At 74.0% G+C, this 18,246-nt stretch carries 17 protein-coding genes; 8 read left to right on the forward strand and 9 right to left on the reverse strand.

The features are described from left to right. Positions 1-208: 208 nt before the first annotated feature. From ACW14Y_RS29140 to ACW14Y_RS29155, 4 genes are all read left to right on the forward strand, one after another. Positions 209-970: a phosphatase PAP2 family protein gene (locus ACW14Y_RS29140; RefSeq protein ID WP_456983869.1), complete on the forward strand. Its 762-nt coding sequence runs from the start codon at positions 209-211 to the stop codon at positions 968-970. Between the two features lie 236 nt (positions 971-1,206). Continuing rightward, positions 1,207-1,719 (forward strand): pyridoxamine 5'-phosphate oxidase family protein, encoded by a 513-nt coding sequence (locus tag ACW14Y_RS29145; protein WP_380307551.1) that lies wholly within the window; start codon positions 1,207-1,209, stop codon positions 1,717-1,719. Between the two features lie 138 nt (positions 1,720-1,857). Beyond that, positions 1,858-2,979, forward strand: a complete 1,122-nt coding sequence (locus tag ACW14Y_RS29150) for a TIGR03364 family FAD-dependent oxidoreductase (RefSeq protein ID WP_380438277.1) — start codon at positions 1,858-1,860, stop codon at positions 2,977-2,979. A gap of 36 nt (positions 2,980-3,015) precedes the next feature. Then, the gene (locus tag ACW14Y_RS29155) at positions 3,016-3,699 is read left to right on the forward strand and encodes a phosphonatase-like hydrolase (RefSeq protein ID WP_266313410.1); all 684 of its coding nucleotides are present in this window, start codon (positions 3,016-3,018) and stop codon (positions 3,697-3,699) included. Between the two features lie 151 nt (positions 3,700-3,850). On the opposite strand, the gene ACW14Y_RS29160 is transcribed toward ACW14Y_RS29155, so the two are convergent. Further along, positions 3,851-4,516: an HAD family hydrolase gene (locus ACW14Y_RS29160; RefSeq protein ID WP_456983872.1), complete on the reverse strand. Its 666-nt coding sequence runs from the start codon at positions 4,514-4,516 to the stop codon at positions 3,851-3,853. Between the two features lie 497 nt (positions 4,517-5,013). Here ACW14Y_RS29160 and ACW14Y_RS29165 point away from each other — a divergent pair, with 497 nt between their 5' ends. Continuing rightward, entirely contained in the window at positions 5,014-6,441 is a 1,428-nt protein-coding gene (locus ACW14Y_RS29165) for a sulfatase family protein (RefSeq protein WP_456983874.1), read from the forward strand. A gap of 85 nt (positions 6,442-6,526) precedes the next feature. Continuing rightward, positions 6,527-7,507 carry a formylglycine-generating enzyme family protein gene (locus ACW14Y_RS29170; RefSeq protein ID WP_456983876.1) on the forward strand — a complete coding sequence of 327 codons (981 nt, stop codon included), beginning with the start codon at positions 6,527-6,529 and terminating at the stop codon, positions 7,505-7,507. 32 nt (positions 7,508-7,539) lie between these two features. Here ACW14Y_RS29170 and ACW14Y_RS29175 read toward each other — a convergent pair whose 3' ends face one another. The 6 genes from ACW14Y_RS29175 to ACW14Y_RS29200 form a co-directional block, all read right to left on the reverse strand. Continuing rightward, the gene (locus ACW14Y_RS29175) at positions 7,540-7,860 is read right to left on the reverse strand and encodes a DMT family transporter (RefSeq protein ID WP_266274140.1); all 321 of its coding nucleotides are present in this window, start codon (positions 7,858-7,860) and stop codon (positions 7,540-7,542) included. 6 nt (positions 7,861-7,866) lie between these two features. Then, complete coding sequence (locus ACW14Y_RS29180) at positions 7,867-8,541, reverse strand: HAD family hydrolase (protein ID WP_266313414.1); 675 nt, start codon at positions 8,539-8,541, stop codon at positions 7,867-7,869. A 123-nt stretch (positions 8,542-8,664) separates the two neighbouring features. After that, positions 8,665-9,750, reverse strand: a complete 1,086-nt coding sequence (locus tag ACW14Y_RS29185; protein WP_380307563.1) for an ABC transporter ATP-binding protein — start codon at positions 9,748-9,750, stop codon at positions 8,665-8,667. 23 nt (positions 9,751-9,773) lie between these two features. Beyond that, positions 9,774-10,634, reverse strand: a complete 861-nt coding sequence (locus tag ACW14Y_RS29190; RefSeq protein ID WP_380307565.1) for an ABC transporter permease — start codon at positions 10,632-10,634, stop codon at positions 9,774-9,776. Further along, a complete protein-coding gene (locus ACW14Y_RS29195) occupies positions 10,622-11,590 on the reverse strand; it encodes an ABC transporter permease (RefSeq protein ID WP_266274136.1) in 969 nt (322 codons plus the stop codon). Before ACW14Y_RS29195 ends, ACW14Y_RS29190 begins: the two co-directional genes overlap by 13 nt. Positions 11,591-11,655: 65 nt before the next feature. After that, the gene (locus ACW14Y_RS29200) at positions 11,656-12,825 is read right to left on the reverse strand and encodes an ABC transporter substrate-binding protein (RefSeq protein ID WP_380307567.1); all 1,170 of its coding nucleotides are present in this window, start codon (positions 12,823-12,825) and stop codon (positions 11,656-11,658) included. Between the two features lie 340 nt (positions 12,826-13,165). Between ACW14Y_RS29200 and ACW14Y_RS29205 the strand changes: the two genes are divergently transcribed. After that, on the forward strand, positions 13,166-13,972 hold the full coding sequence (locus tag ACW14Y_RS29205) for a GntR family transcriptional regulator (protein WP_266274665.1): 807 nt from the start codon (positions 13,166-13,168) through the stop codon (positions 13,970-13,972). A gap of 103 nt (positions 13,973-14,075) precedes the next feature. Here ACW14Y_RS29205 and tmpA read toward each other — a convergent pair whose 3' ends face one another. Continuing rightward, complete coding sequence (gene tmpA, locus ACW14Y_RS29210) at positions 14,076-15,746, reverse strand: 2-trimethylaminoethylphosphonate dioxygenase (RefSeq protein ID WP_456988277.1); 1,671 nt, start codon at positions 15,744-15,746, stop codon at positions 14,076-14,078. Positions 15,747-15,864: 118 nt separating this feature from the next. Beyond that, positions 15,865-16,965, reverse strand: a complete 1,101-nt coding sequence (locus ACW14Y_RS29215) for a pyridoxal-phosphate-dependent aminotransferase family protein (RefSeq protein ID WP_380438265.1) — start codon at positions 16,963-16,965, stop codon at positions 15,865-15,867. Between the two features lie 99 nt (positions 16,966-17,064). Between ACW14Y_RS29215 and ACW14Y_RS29220 the strand changes: the two genes are divergently transcribed. Continuing rightward, the gene (locus tag ACW14Y_RS29220; protein ID WP_380307573.1) at positions 17,065-18,186 is read left to right on the forward strand and encodes an amidohydrolase family protein; all 1,122 of its coding nucleotides are present in this window, start codon (positions 17,065-17,067) and stop codon (positions 18,184-18,186) included. The last annotated feature ends 60 nt before the right edge of the window (positions 18,187-18,246 follow it).

Consider the following 18,246-nt stretch of genomic DNA (forward strand, 5'->3'; position numbering starts at 1 on the left):
GGGGCGCGTGTCCGGATGCTGGTCACGGTGACCGGTGCGGGGGCGGGCGGCCGGGCGGGCGGCGGTCCGGTACGGGCGCGCCCGGTATCGACCGTTGTCCGGTGCTCATCGTCGTTCTGGTAGTAGTTGTCCTTATGCTCCCGATTGTTTGCAAAGTGTTCGGTGACCGGCCGGTCCGCCGTCACGCCGGTGCCGACCGGTGACGGCCATGGCCCCGGTGCACGAGGCGGTGGTGCACGAGGCGGTGGTGCACGAGGCGGCGGTGCACGAGGCAGCGGTGCACGAGACGGTGGCGCACGGCCTGCCGGTGCACGCACTGGCCGTGTACGACGGCAGCGGCGTCTCCGGCGGCCTGTACAGCCGGGTGGTCGGCTGGGCGGACGCCGCGCCGCACTGGCTCGACCGGCTGGTCGCGCTCTGGTCGCTGCTCGGCCTCGGGCTCTTCGCGCTGCTGATGCTCGCCGCCTGGTGGCGGGCGCGCGACGGCGGGCCGGCGATGATGGCCCGGGTGCTGGCCTCGGCGCCGGTCGTGCTGGTCGCCTACGTGGTGAACTCCGGCTTCAAGGGCGTGGTGGAGGAGGTCCGGCCGTGCGCGCAACTGCGGGTGCGGGACACCCTGGAGAGCTGCCCCGGGCCCGGTGACTGGTCCTTCCCGAGCAACCACACCGTGATCGCCTTCGCGGCGGCCGCCGCGCTGTTCCTCGTCGACCGGCGGATCGGCGCGGTCGCCGCCGTGGCCGCCGTGCTGATGGGCGCCTCCCGGGTCTGGGTCGGGGTGCACTATCCGCACGACGTGCTGGTGGGGGCGGTGGTCGGCGTCCTGGTGGCGGTGCCGCTGGTGCTCGCGGCCGGCCGGGCCGGGCCGCTGGTGGCGCACGCCCGCACCGGTCCGCTGCGGCCGCTGCTGGGCGCGGGGGCCGCGGCGGCGGTCGTCGGCGCAGGCCGGCCGGTCGGCGCGCGGCGGGACTGAGCGGGGCCGAGCGGGACTGAGCGGGACCGGGCGGCACTGAGCGGGACCGGGCGGGACCGGGTGGCGCCGGGCGGTCCGGAACCGGCAGGTTGGACGCTGTCCCGACCCTTGTGCGGCAGGGGTACCGGGGAAGAGCATGTGAGCCGGGCGTGGCGGCCCCCGACGGGGGCACCCGCCCGGCTCAGTCGTGCCAGGGCGCCGCGCGCCGGGCGTGTCAGTGGAGGGAAGTGCTGCCCATGCCGTACCGACTCGACATCACCCAGGGGGACTGGCCGGCCGAGGAGATCGGCAAGGGCGTCGAGGGACTGCTGGCCGAGGCGATGGTGCTCACCCTGGCGACGGCCGGCCACGAGCACGGCCCGCACGCCAACCTCGCCTTCTTCGCCTACGACGAGGACCTCGTCCTCTACTTCGTCAGCGAGCGCTCCACCCGGCACAGCCACCACCTGGCCGAGGAGGCCAGGGCGTCGGCCACCGTGTTCCTGCCGCCGCCGGTCTTCGGCGAGCAGCTGCGCGGCCTCCAGCTGACCGGCAGCGCGGGCGAGGCGTGGGGGCGGCAGGCCGAGTCGGCGCTGGCCGCGTACCAGGGGCGGTACCCGGCCTTCGCGCAGGACGAGGAGGTGCGGCGGCAGTTCCTGACCGGTGGCGGGGCGGCGGCGCTGTACCGGTTCCAGGTGGAGGGGCTGACGGCGGTGGACGAGCCGAAGTTCGGCCGGCGGAACTACCTGCGGGCGGCCGTGCGGCGCTGACCCGGGGCCGGGGCGCCCGTCCGGCGGTGGTCGCGGGGTCCGGCGGGCGCCATGTTGGCTGTACAACTTTTCGGTTGGTTCATCTGCGGTCCGCCACTCGGACTCCCCTCGGACACCTGACGGCATCAGCCTGGCCGCATGAGAGTCATCGTCGTAGGAGCAGGCGTGCTCGGCACCATGCACGCCTGGCAGGCCGTCGAACGCGGCCACGAGGTCGTCCACCTGGAGCGCGAGGCCGAGGCGCGCGGCGCCTCGGTGCGCAACTTCGGCCTGGTCTGGGTCAGCGGCCGCGCGCAGGGCGAGGAACTGGACACCGCGCTGCGGGCCCGCGAACTGTGGGAGCGGATCGGCGGGCAGGTCCCCGACCTCGGCTTCCGCGCCAACGGCTCGCTCACCGCGATCCGCACCGAGGCCGAACTCGCCGTCGCCGAGCAGGCGCTGACCCTGCCCGACGCCGCCGCGCGCGGCTACCGGCTGCTCGACGCCGAGCAGACCCGGGCCGCCAACCCCGCCCTGCGCGGCAAGCTGCTCGGCGCCCTGTGGTGCGAGCGGGACGCCGCGGTCGAGCCGCGCACCGCCCAGCCCGCGCTGCGCGCCGCCCTGACCGCCACCGGCCGGTACACCTTCCTGCCCGGGCGCGAGGTCCGCGACGTCGTCGGCGAGCACGCCGTCCGCGACGACCACGGCGACGTCCACACCGGTGACCTGGTGATCCTCTGCACCGGCGCCTGGCTGGGCGGCCTGGTCCGCGAGCTGGCGCCCGAACTGCCGGTCCGCAAGGTGCGGCTGCAGATGATGCAGACCGACCCGCTGGACGAGCCGCTGACCACCTCGGTCGCCGACGGCGACTCCTTCCGCTACTACCCGGCCTTCGCCGGCCACGCCCTGGACCACCTCCGCGAGGTCCAGCCGCAGCCGCCGGTCGCCGCCGAGCACAAGATGCAGCTGCTGATGGTCCAGCGCCGGGACGGCGGTCTGACCATCGGGGACACCCATGAGTACGACCACCCCTTCGGCTTCGACGTGGTCGAGGACCCGTACGACCACCTGGTCGGCGTGGCCGAGGACCTGCTGGGCCGTCCGCTGCCCCGGGTCCGCCGCCGCTGGGCCGGCGTCTACGCGCAGTGCGTCGACACCACCCGGGTGGTCCACCGCGAGCGCGTCCGCGACGGCGTCTGGCTGGTCACCGGCCCCGGCGGCCGGGGCATGACCTGCTCGCCCGCGATCGCCGAGACCACCGCCGAACTCGCCAACCTGTAACTCCGCCCACCTGCAATCCTGTCGAAGGAACTGAACATGTCGAACGACATCCGCCTGGTCGTCCTGGACATGGCCGGCACCACCGTGGCCGACGACGGCCTGGTCGAGCGGGCCTTCGGGGCCGCCGCCGGCTCGCTCGGGGTCGAGACCGGCAGCGCCGAGCACGCCACCATGCTGGAGCACGTCCGCGCCACCATGGGCGAGTCCAAGATCTCGGTCTTCCGCCACCTGTTCGGCGAGGAGGAGAAGGCCCAGCGGGCCAACACCGCCTTCGAGGCCGCGTACCACGACCTCGTCGACGCCGGCCACTGCGCGGCGCTGCCCGGCGCGGCCGAGGCCATCGCCGAACTCCGCGGCCAGGGCCGCAAGGTGGTCCTCACCACCGGCTTCTCCCGGTCCACCCAGGACCGCATCCTGGCCGCCCTCGGCTGGCAGGACATCGCCGACCTCACCCTCTGCCCGGCCGAGGCCGGCCGGGGCCGCCCCTACCCGGACCTCGCGCTCGCCGCGCTGCTGCGCACCGGCACCGACTCCGTCCGGCAGATCGCGGTGGCCGGTGACACCGGCTACGACATGCTGACCGGCGTCCGGGCCGGGGCCTCGGTGGTCGCGGGCGTCCTCACCGGCGCCCACGACGAGCAGCGGCTGCGGGCCGACGGCGCGACCCACGTGCTGAAGTCCGTCGCCGAGCTGCCGGCCCTGCTGGGACCGGTCGGCTGAGCCGGACTCCGGGCGGGGTGCGACGCGAGGCGCGCCCCGCCCGGTACCGGGTCGTGTCGTTCGGGCCCAGCAGGGGCCTGCACTCCCCGGCCTTCGGTCGTGGGGGTGCCCCCGTCCGACGGGACCCGAACGGCACCACCTGCTCCCTGTCCTACCGGCCGACCGAGGCCAGGAGGGCGGGGAGTTCGCGCATGTCCTCGAAGACCACCGTGTCCGGGCCGGCCAGCCGGGCGGCGGGGGTGAGGCCGCCCGCGTAGCCGAAGGCGCGCATGCCGGCCGCGCGCGCGGCCAGCACGCCCGGGGCGCTGTCCTCGACGACGGCGCAGGCCGACGGCGGCACGCCCATCCGCCGCGCCGCGTGCAGGAAGAGGTCGGGGGCCGGCTTGCCCCGGGCGACCTCGGTGGCGCTGAAGATCCGGCCGGCGAAGCGGTGGTGCAGCCCGGTCCGGCCCAGGGTGTGCGCCATCTTCTCGTGCGAGCCGCTGGACGCCACACAGGTCGGCAGGACGATCGCGTCGAGCGCCTCCGGCAGGCCGTCGACCGGCTCCAGCCCGGCGTCCACCTGCTCGGCGTGCCGGCGCACGAACTCCGCCCACCAGCGGTCGGCGGTCTCCCGGCCGAGCCGCTCGGCGACCTGCTCGTCGATCGAGGCCATCGAGCGGCCGATGAAGCGCTCCACCACCTCCTCCTCGGTGAGCGGCCAGCCGAGTTCGGCGCCGAGGCCGATCTGCACCCGGGCCGCGATCCGCTCGCTGTCCACCAGGACGCCGTCGCAGTCGAAGATGACGAGCCGCACCGGCTCCGCAGGAATGATCATCGTCGGAGGATAGCCGCGAGGGCCCCGGAGTTGGCGAGGGGAAACCTGCGGCCGGATCTCCGAAACGGTGCCGACACAAAAGCGCGCGGGTATTGCCAGTACTTGCCGGGAACTCCTAAAGTCGCACGCATGGCAGCTGGAGAGTTCCTGGCTGCTCGTCGGCACGTCGATTTCGGACGGCTCGCGAGCGCCCTCTGTACGGCCGCTCCGGCGTGAGCCGGCGGCGGTCCCCGGGCGGGTGGACGGGGACCGGCCGCAGCGCGTCGGACCTACCCGGGGTGGCTCGCACCCGCACCGTTCGTGCAGGTCGGTGAGGTTCCCCGAGGTGTTCGCCGCGGATCTCCGGCGAGTCTCCGTACCCGTGAATTCAGTCCGGGGCACGGGTGCGACGTCGCCTCGACCGGTGGTCCGCCTCCCGTGAACGAATTCCGGTGGCACCTGCGGGGAATTCCCCCGACCGGTGTTCCGGAATCATCGACCAGTATGGAGGCAAGGCAATGAGCGAAATCGGTGATTCGGAGCCGAACGGTAATTCCGCGATCGGCCGGCGGGGCTTCCTCGCCGGTGCCGCGGCCGTGGCAGCCACCGCCGCCGCCCCGGCGGCGGTCCAGCTCGCGGCCGCCGCCCCGGCCGCCGCGGCCGGCGGCACCCGGCCGAACATCCTGCTGATCGTCACCGACGACCAGCCCAAGCAGACCGAGTGGGCCACCCCGCAGACCGTGGACTGGATCGCCGGCCACGGCGTCCGCTTCACCCACGGCCACGTCACCACGCCGCTCTGCGCGCCCTCGCGGTCCTCGGTGTTCTCCGGCCGCTACGCCCACAACCACGGCGTGCGCAACAACGGCGCCTCGCACAGCCTGGACCAGCACACCACCGTCCAGCGCTACCTCAGGGAGGCCGGCTACCGCACCGGACTGTTCGGCAAGTACCTCAACTCCTGGACCCTGGCGGACAATCCGCCGCACTTCGAGGAGTGGGCGCTGCTCCAGCCCGCCTACAACGACGCCAGCTGGAACGTCAACGGCACCGTCCAGACCCTCCCCGGCTACACCACCAACATCGTCAGGAACCGCACCCTGGCCTTCCTCGACAAGGCCGCCACCGACTCCCGCCCGTGGTTCGCCTACGTCACCCCGTACGCCTCGCACGCGCCCAACGTGCCCGCCCCCAAGTACGCGGACACCGTCGTCCCGCCGTGGAACGGACGCCCCTCGGTGCCCGAGGCCGACCGCAGCGACAAGCCCGGTTACATCCAGAGCGCCACCGCCACCCTCGCCGACGGCCAGGCCGTACGGACCAAGCAGCTGCGCACCCTGCTCTCCGTCGACGACGCCGTGCAGGCGATCCACGACAAGCTGGTGGCCCTCGGGCAGCTGGACAACACCCTGGTCATCTACCTCGGCGACAACGGCTACACCTGGGCCGACCACGGCTGGCTCAAGAAGTCGGTGCCCTACTCCCCGGCGCACGAGGTGCCGTTCTACCTGTCCTGGCCGGCCGGCGGGCTCGGCGCGGGCACCAGCGACCACCGGATCGTCGCCAACATCGACGTCGCCCCGACGATCCTGGACGCCGCCGGGATCACCCCCGACACCCCGCAGGACGGCCACTCGCTGCTCACCGCGTACAGCAGGAACCACCTGCTGGTGGAGTGGTGGAAGCAGGGCACGGCGGCGGGCGGACCGCCCACTTGGTCCTCGTACGTGGCGGCGGACAAGCAGTACACCGAGTACTACGCGCTGCACACCGACGCCAACGGCACGGTGTCCGGGACGGGCGAGGTGAAGTTCCGCGAGTACTACGACCTGGCCGCCGACCCGTACCAGCTGACCAATCTGCTGTACCAGGCCACGCCGCAGCAGGAACAGGCGCTCGGTGTACCGGCGCTGGCGGCGCAGCTGGCGACCGACCGGGCCGCCTGACCCGGCGCGCCCCCGCAGCCCGCACCCCACCGCGCCCGGGGCGGCGGCCGTCCGCCGCCCCGGGCCCCGACGGACGAGGACCCCCGTGTCGACCACCAAGCCCTGCTGCATCCCCGGCCGCGACGCCGCCGCCCCGGCCCCCGTCGCGCTGCTCCCCGTCGCGCCGGCGCTCGCCGCCCCGCCCCGGACCTCGCGGGTCGCCCGGCAGCTGACCGGCCTGCCCGGCGGGCGCTTCCTGATGGGCACGGACGACCGGACCGGCTACCCGGCCGACGGCGAAGGGCCGGTCCGGGCGGTCGAGTTGAGCCCGTTCCGGATCGCGACGACCACGGTCACCAACGCCGCCTTCGCCACCTTCGTCAAGGCCACCGGCCACCGCACCGAGGCCGAGAGCTTCGGCTTCTCGTACGTCTTCGAGGGCTTCCTGGAGCCCGGACTCGCCGCCGCCTCACCGGCGGTGGCCGCCGTGCCGTGGTGGCGGGCGGTCGCCGGGGCGAGCTGGCGGGCGCCCGAGGGACCGGGCTCCTCGGTCACCACCCGCCAGAACCATCCGGTGGTGCACGTCTCCTGGCACGACGCGCAGGCGTACTGCGCCTGGTCGGGCACCCGGCTGCCGACCGAGGCCGAGTGGGAGTACGCGGCCCGCGGCGGGCTGGAGCAGGCCCGCTACCCGTGGGGCGACGAACTCACCCCGGGCGGACGGCACCTGTGCAACATCTGGCAGGGCGTGTTCCCCACCCTGAACACGGCGGCCGACGGCCACCGGGGGACGGCCCCGGTGACGGCCTTCCGGCCGAACGGCTTCGGGCTCCACAACACCGTCGGCAATGTGTGGGAGTGGTGCGCCGACTGGTTCAGCCCGGACTTCCACCGCACCGGCCCGGGGCGGGAGCACCGCCGCGACCCGCTCGGCCCGCCGGACGGCACGGCGCGGGTGATGCGCGGCGGCTCCCACATGTGCCACGAGTCCTACTGCAACCGCTACCGGGTGGCGGCGCGCAGCTCGAACACGCCGGACAGCTCGGCGGGCAACATCGGCTTCCGGGTGGCCGCCGACGCGGGGTGAGCCCGAGGGCCCGAGGGCCCGGGGGCCCGGGGTCAGTGCCCGCCCTTGAGGTTGAGCACGACCACGCCGACGATGACCAGGCCGAGGCCGAGCCACTGCATCCGGCCCAGCGACTCGCCGAAGGCGACGACGCCGATGCCGGCCACGGCGGCGGTGCCGGCGCCCGACCAGACGGCGTAGGCGACCGAGACCGGTATGTGCTTGAGGGCGCGGCCGAGCAGGGCGAAGGACAGGACGTAGCCGATCGCCACGCCCACGCTCGGCCAGAGCCGGCTGAAGCCCTCGGTCAGCTTGAGGCAGCTGGTGGCACAGACTTCACTGATGATCGCCAGGGCGAGGAGTACGTAGGGCACGGAGCATTAAACCCCGGGCACGGCGGTGAGCCGTCCGAGGAGGTCCAGGTCCGCGTGCTCCAGGCTGTCCAGCAGGGTGATCCGGGAGCCGTTCGGGATCGCGGTGCCGGTGGACGGGACGGCGAGCACGGCGCAGCCTGCGGCGGAGGCGGAGGCGACCCCGGTCGGGGTGTCCTCGACGGCGACGCAGGTGGCCGGGTCCAGGCCGAGCCGGGCCGCGGCCGCGAGGTACGGGTCCGGGGCGGGCTTGGTGCGCGGGGTGTCCTCGGCGGCCAGGGTGACCGCGAACCAGTCCCGGCCGATGGTGCCCAGCACCATGTCGACCACCCGGCGGGGCGAGGCGGAGACCAGCGCGGTGGGCACCCGGGCGTCGCGCAGCTCGGCCAGCAGGGCGAGCGCGCCGGGGCGGGGGACGGTCTCGGCGGCGACCTTGCCGGCGAAGGAGTCGCCGAGCCGGTCGGCCAGCTCGGCCGCGCTGAGGGTGGTGCCGCTGACCCGGTGGAGGTGGGCGGCGGTGTGCTCGATCGCCTGGCCGAGCACCTCGGGGGCGTCGGCCTCGGTGAGCGGGTGGCGCAGTTCGTCGGCGAGTTCGGCGGCGGCTTCCCACCAGAGGTGCTCGGTGTCGACGAGGGTGCCGTCCATGTCGAAGAGGACGGCGGCGGGTGGGGGAGTTTCAGGCATGGCGGTACCTTCGGTGGTGCACGCGGAGGGTGGACGGGTCGGGCCGTGCGGCCCTGGCCGTGTGGGTCGGCTCAAGGCGGGCCGGGTGGGCCGGGTTCGGTTCGGTTTCGGTTCGGGTGCGGCTCAGACGCTACGCCGGTCGACCAGGACCGGGCGCTCCGGCAGGGTCAGCGCGGCGCGCGAGCCGACCGGCAGGCCGGCGGCGGCCTCGGTGGGCAGGTCGGCCTTGACGTCGGTGCCGTCGTTCAGGCGGACGGTGAGGCGGGTGACCGCGCCCAGGAAGGACGCCGAGACGACCAGCGCCACGCCGTGCTCGTCCGGGGTCAGCCGGACGTTCTCCGGGCGGACCAGCACCTGGAGCGAGCCGTCGGCGGGCAGCGCGCCGTCCACGGCGTGGCGGCGGCCGAGGACCTCGACGCCCTCGCCGGAGCGCTCGCAGGGGATGCGGCTCATGGTGCCGACGAACTCGGCGACGAACGCGGTGGCCGGACGGGCGTACAGCTCGGCGGGGGCGGCGCACTGCTCCAGCCGGCCGGACCGCAGGACGGCGACGCGGTCGGCCATCGACAGCGCCTCCTCCTGGTCGTGGGTGACGAACAGGGTGGTGATCCCCAGTTCCTGCTGGAGGCGGCGGATCTCCTCGCGCAGCGACAGCCGCACCTTGGCGTCCAGCGCGGACAGCGGCTCGTCCAGCAGCAGGACGCGCGGCTGGAGGGCGAGCGCGCGGGCGAGCGCGATGCGCTGCTGCTGGCCGCCGGACATCTGGTGCGGGTAGCGGCCGGCGTGCTGCGGCAGGCCGACCAGCTCCAGCAGTTCCTTGGCGCGCTTGGTCCGCTCGGCCTTGCCGGCGCCGCGCATCCGCAGGCCGAAGGCGACGTTGTCGGCGGCGGTCAGGTGCGGGAACAGGCTGTAGGACTGGAATACCATGCCGGCGTCGCGCTTGTGCGCGGGGATCGCGGTGATGTCCTTGCCGTCGACCAGGACCTGGCCCGAGTCGTGCTGCTCGAAGCCGGCCAGGATGCGCAGCGCGGTGGTCTTGCCGCAGCCGGACGGGCCGAGCAGGGCGAGCAGCTCACCGGGCCGGACGGTCAGGTCGAGGCCGTCCAGCGCGGTGGTGGCGCCGAAGGTGCGGCGCAGCGAGCGGAACTCGACGGTCGCGCTGCCGGAGGCGGTGGTGGTGCCGGTGACGGGGGAGATGGCCGTGGTCATGATGGGTGACTCCGGGGGTGGTTTCAGGAGGTGGCGGTCTTGGAGCCGCGCTGACGGCTGAGGCCGGCCAGCAGGAGCAGCAGCAGCCAGGTGAGCAGCAGGCTGAGGATGGAGACCGCGACCGACATGTGGGCCTGGCTGTTTCCGACCGAGTAGATCCAGACCGGGAAGGGCTGGTACCCGAGGATCGAGGCGGCGGTGAACTCGCCGAGCACGAGGGCCAGGGTCAGGAAGGAGGCGTTGAGCAGCGCGCCGCGCAGGTTCGGCAGGACCACGGTGAACACCGCGCGCGGCCAGCTCGCGCCGCAGTTGCGGGCGGCCTCGACCAGGGTGCGGACGTCCACCGCGCGCAGGCCGGCGTCCAGGGAGCGGTAGGCGAGCGGCAGGGCCATCAGCACGTAGGCGATGACCAGCACCAGCGGGAAGTCCGGGTCCTGGATGAACACGAAGGTCTGGAAGAACGGGGTGTCCATCAGGTAGTCCGGGCCCCAGCGGAGCACGCCGATCGTGCCGGCGGTCAGGGCGACCGGGGGGACGACCAGCGGCAGGGTGCAGAGCACGTCGATCACCGGGCGCAGCCGGGGCGCGCCGAGCCGGACCGCGATCAGCGCCGGGACCAGCAGGAGCAGCAGCACCAGCACGGTGACGAGGGCGAGGCCGAGGGTCAGCCAGAGGCTGTCCAGGAAGCCGGGCGCGGAGAGCAGCCCGGTGTAGGCCTCGAAGGAGATGCCCTTGGGCTCGTCGATCGAGAACCAGGCGGAGGCCGCGAGCGGGATCACGAAGTACACGCCGGCGATCAGCAGCACGGCGCCGCGCCACCAGCGCACCTTGGGCCGGCGGGTGGCCTGGCGGTGGGTGCGGGCGGGGGAGGTCAGCTGAGCCATCGGGCGCTCCGGCGCTGGAGGGGGAGGTACACGGCCATCACCAGGACGGCCACCACGATCATGTTGAGGCTGAGCGCGAGGGCGAGGTTGCCCTGGCCGACCAGCACGTTGCCGGAGAGCGCGTCCGCGATCGAGCGGCTGACCAGCGGGACGGTCGCGCCGACCATGGCGGCGGCCGTGGCGTAGGCGGCGAAGGCGCTGCCGAAGAGCAGGACGAAGCCGCCGAGCAGCGAGGGCAGCAGGATCGGCAGGGCGACGTGGCGCCAGTACTGGTAGGTGGTGGCGCGGTTGTTCTGCGCCGCCTCGCGCCACTGGACGCGCAGGCCGTCCAGGGCCGGGGTGATGGTGAGCACCATCAGCGGGATCAGGAAGTACAGGTAGACGATCGTCAGGCCGGTGAAGGTGTACAGCGACCAGCCGTGGTCGGTCAGGTGCAGCAGCCTGGTGATCTCGCCGGCGTTGCCGAGGGTGGCGACGAACGCGAAGGCGAGCGGCAGGCCGCCGAAGTTGGCGAGCACACCGGAGGCGGTGAGCACCGCCTGGCGCAGCCAGCCGCGGTTGGAGGTGACGACCGCCTGGGCGAGCGGCAGGCCGATCAGGGTGGCGAGCAGGGCGGTCAGCGCGGAGAGCTTGAGGCTGCTCAGCATCGCGGTGAGGTAGGCGCCCTGGACGGAGGCCGTCACATTGTCGAAGGTGAACTGCCCGGCACCGGTCTCCGCGTCGCTGGAGGTGGTGAACGCGCCGATCACGATGGCGACGGCGGGGAGTCCGAAGCCGATCACGAAGAACAGCAGCAGCGGCAGGGTGGCGAGCCACGCGCCGCCGAGGCGGGCGAGCGGGCCGCGCCGCCGGGTGGGGGCGGGGGTGGTGCGTGCGGCGGTGGTCGACGCCCCCGCGCCGCCACCGGGTTCGGTGGCGGCGGGGGTGGTCGGCACCGGGGTGGGAGCCGTGGTCATGAGTGCCTTGTCTCAGCCGGATGAGTGGTGTCTCAGCCCGATGGGTGGTGCGTGGCCGGGGTGGGTCAGCCCGCGATGGCCTTGGTCCAGTTCTCGGTGACGACCTTCTTGGCCGCGTTGATCTGGTCCACGGTCGGGAAGTTGGTGAACGGCTTCTCGACGGCCGGCAGCTTGGCGGCCGCGGTGGCGTCCAGGGTGCCGTCCTTCTTCAGGGCCTCGAAGGTGGACGGGGTGGCGTAGCCGCCGAGGAAGAGGTTCTGGCCCTCGGCGCTGAAGAGGTACTCCTGCCACAGGCGCGCGGCGGCCGGGTGCGGGGCCCACTTGTTGATCGCCTGGTTGTAGAACTGGGCGTAGGAGCCGTCGACCGGGATGGAGACCTTCCAGTCGACACCCTTGTCCTTGAACTGGTCGCTGTAACCGGCGTTCAGGTAGGACCAGTCGATCGAGATCGGGGTCTCGCCCTTCTCGATGGTCGCCGGGGTCGACTCGACCGGGTTGAAGTTGCCCGACTGCTTCAGCTTGCCGAAGAAGTCGATGCCGGGCTGGATGTTGTCCAGCGAACCGCCGTTGGCGAGCGCGGCCGCGTAGACGCCGCCGAAGGCCGAGCCGGACTTGGTCGGGTTGCCGTTGAGGGCGACCTGGCCCTTGTACTCCGGCTTGAGCAGGTCGGCGAAGGTCTTCGGGCAGTTGGCGATCTTCTTGGCGTCGCAGCCGATGGAGATGTAGCCGCCGTAGTCGTTGACGCGGGCGCCGGTCGCGTCCTTCATGCTCTCCGGCACCTTGTCGAAGGTGGCCACCTTGTAGGGGGCGAGGATGCCGTCCTTGACCGCCTGCAGGGCGAAGGCGCTGCCCAGGTCGACCACGTCGGGGGCGCGGTCCTGGCCCTTGCGGGAGTTGATCGCGTTGATCTCGTCCTGGCTGGAGCCGTCCGGGTTCTCCTCCTCGACCTCCAGGCCGTACTTGGCCTTGAAGCCGTCGATGATCTTGCCGTAGTTCGCCCAGTCCCGGGGGAGCGTGATGACGTGCAGCTTCCCCTCCTTCTTGGCGGCGGCGACCAGGCCGTCCAGACCGCCGAAGTCGGCGGCGGAGGTGGCGTCCTTGGCGTCCTTGGTACCGGCCTTGGCGGCGTCGCCGGCCTTGGCGGTCGAACCGGCGGAGCCGCAGGCGGTCAGGGAGAGCGCGGCGGCGGTCAGTACGGCCGCGAAGGCGGCGGCGCGGGCGCGGTGCACGGTCACGGGGAAGTCTCCTGTAAAGGGGGCGTACTGCGAGGGGGCGTTCGCGGGGGGTCCGCGGGCCTGCGTCTCGCGAAGGGCGGCGGGCCGGCCGGGTGAGAGGCCGATCGCGTCGTCCGAGTTGACTAGCCAACTTCGCTGACGGGGGTAAGTACGCCGGAGTCCGATGACGGGAAGGTGAACGGATGGCCCAGAACCGGGGTCGGCTGCGGGAACGGTCGAATCAGATCGCCGGCGGATGATCGCCGGAGTGCGATGCTTCGGAAGCGCAGCGGGATATGGTCGGGCTGTCCGCGCCGGTACGGGCTGCGCAGGACACCGCCCAGGAGGGACATTGACTGACGTGGCACTGGAGCCGGGGCGCCCCGAGAGCCGCCCGACCGGCGCCGCCGGGGCCGAGCGCACGTCCGGTTCGCTCTACCGCAAGGTCGCCGCCGACCTGCGCGAGGCGATCACCACCGGAGCGTTCGGCGAGGCCGGCCGGCTGCCCGCGGAGGGCGCGCTCGCCGAGCAGTACGGCGTCTCGCGCGGCACCGTCCGGCAGGCCCTCGCGGTGCTGCGCTCGGACGGACTGGTCACCTCGCGCCGGGGCACCCGTCGCGTCGTGCTCGGCACGGCCCGGGTGCAGAGCTTCTCCGAACTGCTCAGCTTCACGCACTGGGCCTACTCGATGGGCGAGGAGCCCGGCGGCATCCTGGACTCGCTGGTCCGCCGCCCGGCCGACGCCGCCGAGCGCGACCAGCTGCGCCTCGAACCGGGCGACGAGGTCTATGTGACGGTCCGGCTGCGCACCCTCTCCGGGAAGCCGGTGATGGTCGAGCGGACCATCTACCCGCCCCGGGTGGGCGAGATCGTCGCGGAGCTGCCGCCGGACGTCGTCTCGCACACCGAGGTGCTGCGCGAGCACGGCATCCTGTTCACCGACGCCGATCACACGATCGACATAGTCGCGGCCAACGCGGACGACGCCCGGCTGCTGGGCTGCCGGCGCGGCGGTCCGCTGCTGCGCGAGCGGCGCCGGACCACGGACCCGACCGGCACGCCGGTGGAGTGGTCCCAGGACCGCTACCTGCCGGGCACGGTGGCCTTCAGCATCCACAACTCGCTGGCCGCGTCGGCGCTTTCGCGGCACGCGCGGGAGAGTGACTGACGCCGGGGGCGTCGCCCGCACCGCTGCACCGCTGCACCGCTGCACCGCCGCACCGCCGCACCGCTTCGACGGCGGTGCGGCGGTGCGTGGTTGACGGCGCGGGTCAGCGCATCAGCGCGGCCAGCAGCGGCCGGAAGTGCGTGAAGTCCGGCGTCACCGCGTCCGCCTCCTTCGCCTCGTCGTCCCAGCGGCGGACCGCCACCGCGTCCTCGGCGCCCGGGTGGGCGGCGAAGGCGGCGGCCTCCTCCTCGGACATCGGCCCGCCCTGCACCTGGAGGGTGTACTCCGAGGCCTCGGACAGCCGGGCCCGGTACTCCGGCTCGGCCGCGCACAGGTAGCGCTTGGCGGCCACGTGCAGCCGGACCGGCTCGGTGACCTCCGGGCCGAACCAGCGGGCCAGCCAGTCCGCGCCGGTGTGGCTGTGCCGGTTGTCCCGGCCCGCCATCAGGTCCCGCCCGTGCAGGGCCCCGTGGCTGTGCTTGTCGAGCGAGAGATGGCCGACGTCGTGCAGCAGCGCCGCCGCGACCAGGTGCGGGCCCGCGCCCGCCGCCTCGGCCAGCGCACCGGCCTGCAGCATGTGCTCGGCCATGGTGACCGCCTCGCCCAGGTACTCCCCGGCGCCCTCGCCCTCGAACAGCGCGGCCAGTTCGTCCAGCGCCGCCGAACGGCGCTCCAGCACGGCCAGGCTGGAGGACAGCGAGTCCAGGTCGGCGTAGCAGCCCTGGAGGTGGCGGTAGCCGTCCTGGGCGAAGGCCGTCCGGGCGTGCAGCAGCCGGACGTTGTCGAAGATCAGGCAGTCCCCGGGGTCGAGCCGGAACTCCAGCTGCAGCGCCGGGCGCAGGGTGATCGCGGCGAACGCCCGGTAGGCGGCGTAGAAGGCGTCCAGCTCCGCCGCCGGACCGCGCAGGGTCGCGATCGAGCGGTTGTTGAACCGCACCTCGCGGATCCGCCCCAGCGGGTCCACCTCGATCAGCGGCCGGTCGGCGCGCAGTTCGGTGCCCCGGTCGCGGAACACGAACGGCACCGGGGTGCGGGTCAGCACCGCGAAGTGCTCCGGCGCCTCCGCGCGCAGCAGTGCCGCCGCGTGGAAGCCGTCCACCAGGCCGGAGTCGCCGCCGGTGGCCGAGTTCTCCAGGCAGTGCAGCAGTTGGAGGGTGGGCACCGGGTCCCGGTACGGGTTGTCGGTGTGCGGGGTGATCGCGGCGCTGGTGAAGGCGAGGTTGTTCGGGTCCGGCTCGACCCGGACGTCGAACAGCGCGCCGTAGTTGGTGATCCGCACGTACCCGAAGGTCTCCGCGACGGCCAGCACCTGCCGCTCCACCGCCGGGACGCCGCGCAGCACCGCGAAGCCGGAGCGGCGGACGGCGGTCAGCACGGCGGCCCGTTCGGCCGGGTCGGCCAGGTAGGTGTCCCAGTTCGCCTCCGGGATGCCGCGGGCGAAGTCGGCGGCCGCCCAGAGCCGCTTGTCGGCCTCCGTCCGGCCGTCGCCGTCCTCGCTCCGGGTGAGCCACTCGGACGGGTAGCGCGAGCGGTGCCCGTCCGACCAGAGCACCTCCAGGTGGCCGTCCAGCTCGGCCCGCGCGGCGATCGCCAGATCGTCCGGCAGGTCGGTGATCTGGAACAGCTTCTGCCCGTTGCGCGGGTCGCGGCACTCGGCACAGGGGCAGTTGTCGCGCAGCCAGTACGGCGACAGCTCGGTGGTGGTCATGGTGTTCTCCTCGGCGGCCCGGCGGTGGGGGGTCGAAGTTGTACAGACAACTTCTCCGTCGCGCAGGAGCCTGCCCCGGGCCGGTGAGGTCCCGGTGCCGGGGGAGTGAACGGCTCGGGAACGCTCGGGAACACCGCCGACGGCCGGGAGCGCGCGCCCCCGGCCGTCGGTCCTCCGCCGGGTGCTACCGCCCGGCGGTGAGCGCCTGCTCCCAGGCGGTGTCCGCCGCGGTGAGGGCGGGGGCGGGGTCCGCGCCGGTCGCGGTGGCGAGGGCGGTGAGGGTGGCGCGGACGGTGCCGAGGTCCGCGGCGGTGCCGTAGTGGTTCACCCGCAGCATCGTGGCGGCCAGCGCGCCGCCGCCGGCCTGGACCGGGAGCGAGGGGTCCAGCCGCAGCAGTTCGCGGGCGAGGCCGGTGGCGTCCAGGCCGTCCGGGGTGCGCAGGGTGGTGGCGACCGGCGCGGCGTGCGCGTCGTCCGGGACGAAGGGGGCGAGCGTGCCGAGCGCCCGGACGCCCGCGCGGACGGCGGCCGCGGCCGCGCGGTGGCGGGCGATCACGGTGTCCAGGCCGTCCGCCGCGATCCGGTCCAGGCAGGCGCCGAGCGCCAGCATCTCCAACTGCGCGGGCGCGTGCGGCAGGGCGGTGCGGCCGGCGTCCGTCCAGCGCTCCTTCCAGTCCAGCAGCGAGAGGTAGGAGCGGCGCGGGGCGGCCGGGTTGGCGGCGATCCGCTCCCAGGCCCGCGCGGAGACCGAGACCGCCGAGACGCCGGCCGGGCCGCCCATGGCCTTCTGCCCGCCGATCACGCACAGGTCCACGCCCCAGGCGTCGGTCAGCAGCGGCTCGGCGGCCACCGAGGCGACCGCGTCCACCATCAGCAGCGCGCCGTGCTCGCGCACCGCGGCGGCGATCTCCGCGACCGGGTTGGTGTTGCCGGTGGCGGCCTCGGCGTGCACCAGCGAGACGAAGTCGATCGCCGGCTCGGCCGCCAGGGCCTCGGCGACCTGCTCGGCGCTCACCGCGGTCTCGAACGGCACGGCCAGGTCGACCACCTTGGCGCCGCAGTCGCGCAGCCAGTTGCCGAAGGTCTGGCCGTAGGGGCCGGTGACGATGTTGAGCGCGGTCGAGCCCGGGTGCGCGGCGCCGCGGATCGCCGCCTCCAGCGGCAGCAGCGCCTCGCCCTGGGTGACGACGACATCGGCGGTGGTGTGCAGCAGCGCGGCGACCTTGTCCTCGATCGCCGCGAACTCGGCGGCGGTGAGCGGGGGAAGGTCGAGGAAGGGGCTCACGGTCTCGGGGCCTTTCGCGGGGAGGGGCGGTGCCGGTCCGAACGAGTCTGCCTCACATTCGCCGCTCGCAGGGCGCGGCGCCGTCGGTAGAGTGCCGCCATGAGCGATGGCGCGGTGCTGCACGTCCGTGGTCGGGTGCTGGTGGGGCCGGAGGACGTCCGGGACGAACTCTGGGTGGTCGACGGCCGGGTGACCTTCTCCCGGCCGACCGCCGTCGGGTCCGACCCGGGCCCCGGGTCCGGGTCCCGGGACGTCCGGACGGTCGAGGGCTGGGTGCTGCCGGGCCTGGTGGACGCGCACTGCCACGTCGGCCTGGACGCGCACGGCGCGGTCGACGCCGCCACCAGCGAGAAGCAGGCGATCACCGACCGCGACACCGGGACCCTGCTGCTCCGCGACGCCGGCTCGGCCGCGGACACCCGCTGGATCGACGAGCGGGAGGACCTGCCGCGGATCGTCCGGGCCGGCCGGCACATCGCCCGCACCCGCCGCTACATCCGCAACTACGCGCACGAGATCGAGCCCGGCGACCTCGCCGCCTACGTCCGGGCCGAGGCCCGGCGCGGCGACGGCTGGGTGAAGCTGGTCGGCGACTGGATCGACCGGGAGCAGGGCGACCTCACCGCCTGCTGGCCCGGCGACGCGCTCACCGAGGCGATCGCGGCGGCGCACGAGGAGGGCGCGCGGGTCACCGCGCACTGCTTCGCCGCCGAGTCGCTGCCGGACCTGCTGGCGGCCGGCATCGACTGCGTCGAGCACGCCACCGGGCTGACCGAGGAGCTGATCCCGGTGTTCGCCGAGCGCGGGGTCGCGATCGTCCCGACGCTCGTCAACATCGCCACCTTCCCGCAGCTGGCGTCCGGCGGCGAGGCCAAGTTCCCGGCCTGGGCCGCCCACATGCGCCGGCTGCACGAGCGCCGCTACGACACGGTGGGCGCCGCGCACGACGCGGGCATCCCGATCTACGTGGGCACGGACGCGGGCGGCTCGCTGGCCCACGGCCTGGTCGCGGAGGAGGTCGCCGAGCTGGTGAAGGCCGGACTCGACCCGGCCGAGGCGCTCTCGGCGGCGAGCTGGGGCGCGCGGGCCTGGCTGGGGCGGCCCGGTCTGGAGGAGGGCGCCCCGGCGGACTTCGTGGTGTACGCGGAGGACCCGCGCGCCGATGTCCGGGTGCTGGCCGATCCGCGGCTGGTGGTGCTGCGCGGCCGCCCGGTGGCCTGAGCGGGGGCGGTGCCCCGTACGCCGGTGCCCGGGTCGGCGGTCGTGGTGGCAGGGCTGTCC

The sequence above is a fragment of the Kitasatospora sp. cg17-2 genome, from assembly GCF_054031055.1.